Below are 5,801 nucleotides of genomic sequence, written 5' to 3' on the forward strand. Positions count from 1 at the left end.
TGCGCGACGGGCTTTCCGCCGCCGGATACCGCCATGTGGCCAAGCCCGCTGAGCGGCATGTCGCCGATACCCCGAAGGTCCCGCCGGGGACCTGGCCAACCCGATACCGATGAGGAGCCTGCCCATGTCGTTGCTGCGCCCCGGTGACACTTTCCCGGAACTGAGGCTTACGGTCCCCGGCGCCACGACCGTCACGGTGCCGGAGGCGTTCGCCAATTCGGCGTGGTGCTGTTCTACCGCGGCGCCTGGTGTCCCTACTGCAACGCCCAGCTGCGCGCCTTCCAGCGCGCCAGTGCGACCCTGGCGGACGCTGGCGTCCAGGTCGTCGCCCTGTCCGTCGATGACGAAGCCGCCGCCGTCGGCCTCATCGCCGATCACGGCCTGACCTTTCCCGTCGGGTTCGGCGCCGACGCGCGAGCGGTCGCCGGCCTGACCGGCGCCTTCGTCAATCAGGACCCGGTGTACCTGCAGTCCACCGGCTTCGTCCTCGACCCGGCGGGCAAGGTGGTGGTCAGCGTCTACTCCAGCGGGGCCATCGGCCGGCTAGTCCCCGACGACGTCGCCGGGCTGGTGCGTTACGTGCGCGAGCACGCCGCGGCTTCGGCGTAACCCAGGGACCGCCTGCTCTTCGGCGAGGAAGCGGTGCCCGTCAGGTCCCGTTACCAGGGCGGCGCGGATGCCGCCGTGCAGGATCATGAGGTCATCGCGGGCCAGGGGCGTGCCGCAGCGGGCGAGCGCCGCGGCGGTCGCGTCGAGCGAGGCGACCCGCACCACACTGTGCGTGGCCACGATGTCGTTGCTGGCGGTGTCGTGCGGGATCGGCCGGCGCGTGCCCACATGGTAGTCCAGCAGCTCCATCCGGGGCGCGGGCAGGTCCGCCGAGAGCCGGGTGACGCTGACGTGCACGTCGTCGACGTCATCGAGATCGGCTTGTTCGGGCCCGCGGTTCTCTGTGCGACCCGCGGCGCGGAACCCGAAGACGGACCCGAAGAACCTGGCGCTGCGGGCCGAGTCGCTGACCGCGATGGCGGTGTGATCGACCCCGACAAAGGAGCCGGAACCGTTGCCGGTGCGCCATGATCCCGGGACGTCTCCCTCCGGGAATGCGAGCAGTTCCAGCGGGTGGCCGTCCTGATCGCGGAACTTGAACGCCATCACGCCCCCGGAGTCATCCGGCAGCCGTACCGGGCCGTTGCGGCTGATGGGCCGGAACCGCCGGTTCGCCATGACCCGCAGATAAGCCCGCCTCATGTCGGTCACGACGATCGCCATGTGCTGGAACCACAGGTCGGTGCTCGTGCTGCCGAGCGGGTACGGGCGCCCCGCCATCTCCGTGAATTCCAGGAGCTCGATCCGCTCGCGGCCCAGCCGCAGCAATGACCGCCGCCCGCGCGCCCGCCGGATGCACAGCACGCGGACCAGGGCGGGATCGATGTCACCACGGTGTTCGACGCGGCACCCGAAGGTCCGGACGTAGTCGTCTTCGGCCCGGTCCAGATCCGACACGACTAGGGTGACCCGGTCGATCACCGCCGCTGGCCCGGCGGTCATGTCTGCATGGGATTGTCGCTGCGGATCGCACTCCCCAGGTGCAGCTGGACGGCGCTGACGACCAGGGCGAAGTGGCTGAACGCCTGGGGCGTGTTGCCCAGCTGGCGCCGTGCGCCCGGGTCCCATTCCTCGCTGAGCAGCCCGACGTCGTTGCGCAGGGCGAGCAGACGCTCGAACAGGTCGATGGCGTCCTGCTGCTGCCCGGAGGCGTGCAGAGCGTCGACGAGCCAGAACGAGCAGGCGATGAACAGGCCCTCGCTGCCCTTGACGCCGTCGTCGGTCGCAGCGGTCGAATAGCGCCTGACCAGGTCGCCGTCGCTCAGTTCGCGGCGGACCGCAGCGATCGTGCCCAGCACCCGCGGGTCGGTGGCGGGCAGGAAGCCGACGCGGGGGATCAGCAGCAGGCTGGCATCCAGCGCGGCCGAGCCGTAGGCCTGGGTGAAGGTGTTGCGTTCGGTGTCGAACGCGCGGGTCACGATGTCGTGGTGGATCTGCTCGCGGAGCGCTTCCCATCGCGGCGCGGGGCCGGGCAGGCCGTACTCGCGGACAGATCGTGCCATCCGGTCGGCGGCGGCCCAGGCCATGATCTTGGAGTGGGTGAAGTGCTGCCGGTCGCCGCGCACCTCCCACAATCCGTTGTCCGGTTCGCGCCAGGCTGATTCGAGGTAATTCATCAGGGCCACCTGCAGTGCCCATGCGTCGTGGTCGGCGGGCAGGCCGGCCTGCCTGGCCAGGAACAAGGCGTCCAGTGTCTCGCCCCAGACGTCGAGCTGGAGCTGCCCGGCCGCGGCGTTGCCGGTGCGGACCGGGCTGCTGCCCTCGTAGCCGGACAGCCATCCCAGCTCGACCTCGGGAAGCCGCCGCGCGCCGTCCAGGCTGTACAGGATCTGCAGCGTCTCGGGCTGGCCCGCGATGGCCCGCAGCAGCCACTCACGCCAGGCCCCGGCCTCGCGCCGGTAACCGGCCGCGAGAAGGGCCTGCAACGTGTACGTGGCGTCGCGGAGCCAGCAGTACCGGTAGTCCCAGTTGCGGACACCGCCGAACTCCTCCGGGAGCGACGTGGTGACAGCCGCGACGATCCCGCCCGTCGGCTCGTAGGTCAGGGCCTTCAGCGTGATGAGCGACCGGTCCACTGCTTCGCCGTACGGCCCGGGCTGGTAGGCGGCATGAGCAGACCACCCGGTCCAGAAGTCCGCCGTCGCGGCCAGGGCCTGGTCGGCGTCGACGTGCGGCATCTGCGGATCGTGGCCGGGCGCCCACGACAGGACGAACGGCACCCGGTCGCCCTTGCGCACGGTGAAGTCGGCGAGCGTGTCCCAGTGATCGCCGCGCAGCGGGACCGCGGACATCAGCCGGACGCGGTCGGGCCCCGCGATCGCGTGGATCTGGGTGCCGAGGTTCCGGATCCACGGCACGACGCGGCCGTAATCGAAGCGCAGCCGCAGCGTGGATCGCATGGCCACGTCGCCGTCCAGGCCTACCGCGATGCGGACCAGGTGCGGCGTGTCCGCCCGGGGTGGCATGAAGTCGATGACCCGCACGCTGCCTTCCGCGGTGACCCAGTCCGTCTCGAGCACCAGGGTGTTTCCCGCGTACCGCCGGGTGGTGCACGTGCCGCCTGCCTCGGGGGCGAGCGTCCAGTGTCCGGCCTGGTCATTGTCCAGGAGCGCGGCGAACGCGGCAGGTGAGTCGAACCGGGGCAGGCAGAGCCAGTCGATTGACCCGGCGGTGCTCACCAGGGCGGCCGTGTGCAGGTCGCCCAGCAGGGCGTAGTCCTCGATTCTCGGCATGGCAGGGCACCTTTCAGGAGGTGGTTCCGATGCGCTCGGCGATGTGATCGCCGACCCGCAACGCATTCGCGATGATGGTCAGGGTCGGGTTCACCGCACCGATCGAGGGCATGAAGCTGCCGTCCACCACGTACAGGTTGTCCAGATCGTGCGCCTTGCAGTGCACGTCGAGAACCGAGGCGGTGGGGTCGGTCCCGAAGCGCGCCGTACCGGCCTGGTGGGCGGTGGCGGCGTGGTCGATCGCCTTGTGCAGGTACAGGCTGCGGACGAACGTCGTGTCCAGCATGCCGAGCTTGCCCAGCATGCCCTGGAGGACCAGGCGCAGGCGGGTGAGGCCTTCGGTGTTGTTGTCGGGTTGCAGCGCCAGCCGGATCGTGCCGTCCCGCCGCAGCGTGATCCGGCTGTCGGCGAGGGGGAGGTCCTCGCTGGAAAGCCAGAAGTCGATCGAGTGCCTCGCGACCTCGCCGTAGGGTGCGGACGGAGCCCACCCGAACCCGCGCGGCGCCGCGCCCTTGATCTGCCAGTCGTCGGACTTGCCTAGCATCTGGATGTGGCCCATCGGGTACGGCCATCCCTCGCCGGGGCCGTAGAAGTCGTTGAGGGCCAGCGTCTTCTGGAAGACCGTCGGATTGGGTTCGCGGGAGAAGGCGATGAGGGCTAGGTTGTTGTGCCGCAGGTAGTTCCGGCCGACCTGGTCAGAGGAGTTCGCGAGGCCATGCGGATGCCGGTCGCTGGCCGACTTCAGCAAAAAGGCGGCCGACAAGATGGCCCCCGCGGACAGCACGACGATGTCGGCGGTGAAGGTGTGCGGGGAGCCGTCAGGGAGCGTCGCGGCCACGCCGGTGACCGAGTGGCCGCCGGCGTCGGTCAGCAGCCGCTGGGCCGTCGTGCTGGTCATCAGGGTCAGGTTGGGGTGCGCGGCCAGGGCCGGGCGGATGACGGCCCATTCGGCGTCGGCCTTGGCGCCGAGCGGGCAGGGGAATCCGTCAATGCGGTCGCACCGTATGCATCGCGAGTCCGGGATGGCCCGGCCGTGCGCGTCCTGGGTGAGGTGTACCCCCAGCGGCAGGTGAAACGGGTGCAGGCCCAGCTCGGTCAGGCCATCGGACAGCTGCTGGATGCGCGGCTCGTGCCGCACCGGCGGGTAGGGGTAGTCGCGGCTCGAGGGGCCGGCGAAGGGGTCCTCGCCGTGCTCGCCGTGCACCCAGAATAGGTGCTCGGCGCGGCCGTAATACGGCTCCATGTCGTCGTAGCCCAGCGGCCAGGCCGGCGCGACCCCGTCCGGGTGCCGGACCTCGCCGAAGTCGGCGGGTAGCAGCCGGAGCAGCGCCGCGCCGTACACCTTGGAGTTGCCGCCGACGTAGTAGTGCAACTCAGGCCGGAACGGCCGGTCGCGGGCGTCGTAGAAGGTCTCATCCGCGGTGTACTTCGTGTCGCCGAAGACCGCTCGCGAGTCCCAGTTGTCCCGCTCCCGCGGCAGGACGTCACCGCGTTCGAGCAGCAGCACGCGCTTGCCGGTTTCGGCCGCCCGCGCTGCGGTGGTCGCGCCCCCGGGCCCGCTGCCGATGACCAGGACGTCGTAGTGGTCAGTCACAGTCCCACGCTCGATTGTGACAGGCCGCCGTCGACGGTGACCGTGGTGGCGTTGAGGTACCCGGCCTTGGCCGAGGCGAGAAACACGACCACGTCGGCGATCTCGGCGGCCTGGCCGATCCGGCCGAGCGGGATCGCCCCGTTCAGCCGCCTGAGCAGTTCCGGGTCCATCTCGGTGACGGCGTTGATCGGGGTGCTCACCGCGCCCGGCGCGACGTTGACGAACCGGATTCCCAGTGATCCCAGTTCGACGCCCGCGGTGCGGGTGAGCATCTTCGCGCCGCCCTTGGAGACGCAATAGGCGATGTTGCCGGGCATCGGCCAGTCTTCGTGGGTGGAGGAGATCGTCACGACCAGCCCGCCGCTGCCTTGCGCCATGAACTGCTGCGCCGCGAACTGGGCGCCGAAGAACGCGCTCTTGAGTTTGACCGCCAGCACCTTGTCGAAGTCGGCTTCGCTGGTCTCGAGCAGCGACGTGCGGGTTTCGATGCCCGCGTTGCTGACCAGGACGTCGAGCCGGCCGAAGTTCTGCACGGCGGTCTGGATGATCCGGTGCAGGTCTTCGGTGCGCGAGACGTCGGCTTCCAATCCGATCGCGCGGCCGCCCGCCCGTGCGGCGGCGGCCAGGACCTCGGCTGTGTATTCCGGGTGCATGCGGTAGTCGACGACGACGTTCGCGCCTTCCGCGGCGGCGGCCAGCACGATCGCCTTGCCGATACCGCTGTTCCCGCCAGTGACGACAATGGACTTGTCCGCGAGCAGCATGCGTGCCTCCATCTCGATCGGTGTGGCGGCCGGTCAGGCCAGCCCGCCGTTGGCGTAGACCACCTGTCCGTTGACCCATCGCCCGGCCGGCCCGACCAGGAA

The 5,801-nt window shown here is 70.1% G+C and carries 5 protein-coding genes; 1 reads left to right on the plus strand and 4 read right to left on the minus strand.

Features of this window, described 5'->3' with window-relative positions:
* Positions 1 to 222 precede the first annotated feature (222 nt).
* Entirely contained in the window at positions 223 to 609 is a 387-nt protein-coding gene (locus WA805_RS04945; RefSeq protein WP_422285944.1) for a redoxin domain-containing protein, read from the plus strand.
* Here WA805_RS04945 and WA805_RS04950 read toward each other — a convergent pair.
* Genes WA805_RS04950 through WA805_RS04965 form a run of 4 tightly spaced genes read right to left on the minus strand, consistent with a single transcriptional unit; the run spans position 544 to position 5,711 of the window.
* Positions 544 to 1,551, minus strand: coding sequence for a VOC family protein (locus WA805_RS04950; protein ID WP_425241757.1), 1,008 nt, complete (start codon positions 1,549 to 1,551; stop codon positions 544 to 546). The genes WA805_RS04945 and WA805_RS04950 overlap by 66 nt on opposite strands.
* Positions 1,548 to 3,341: a glycoside hydrolase family 15 protein gene (locus WA805_RS04955; RefSeq protein ID WP_422285946.1), complete on the minus strand. Its 1,794-nt coding sequence runs from the start codon at positions 3,339 to 3,341 to the stop codon at positions 1,548 to 1,550. The genes WA805_RS04950 and WA805_RS04955 overlap by 4 nt, the downstream gene beginning before the upstream one ends.
* 13 nt (positions 3,342 to 3,354) lie before the next feature.
* Entirely contained in the window at positions 3,355 to 4,935 is a 1,581-nt protein-coding gene (locus WA805_RS04960; protein WP_422285947.1) for a GMC oxidoreductase, read from the minus strand.
* Entirely contained in the window at positions 4,932 to 5,711 is a 780-nt protein-coding gene (locus WA805_RS04965) for an SDR family NAD(P)-dependent oxidoreductase (protein ID WP_425241758.1), read from the minus strand. The genes WA805_RS04960 and WA805_RS04965 overlap by 4 nt, the downstream gene beginning before the upstream one ends.
* Positions 5,712 to 5,801: the final 90 nt, after the last annotated feature.

This window comes from Trebonia sp. (assembly GCF_049794275.1).
Lineage (GTDB): Bacteria > Actinomycetota > Actinomycetes > Streptosporangiales > Streptosporangiaceae > Trebonia.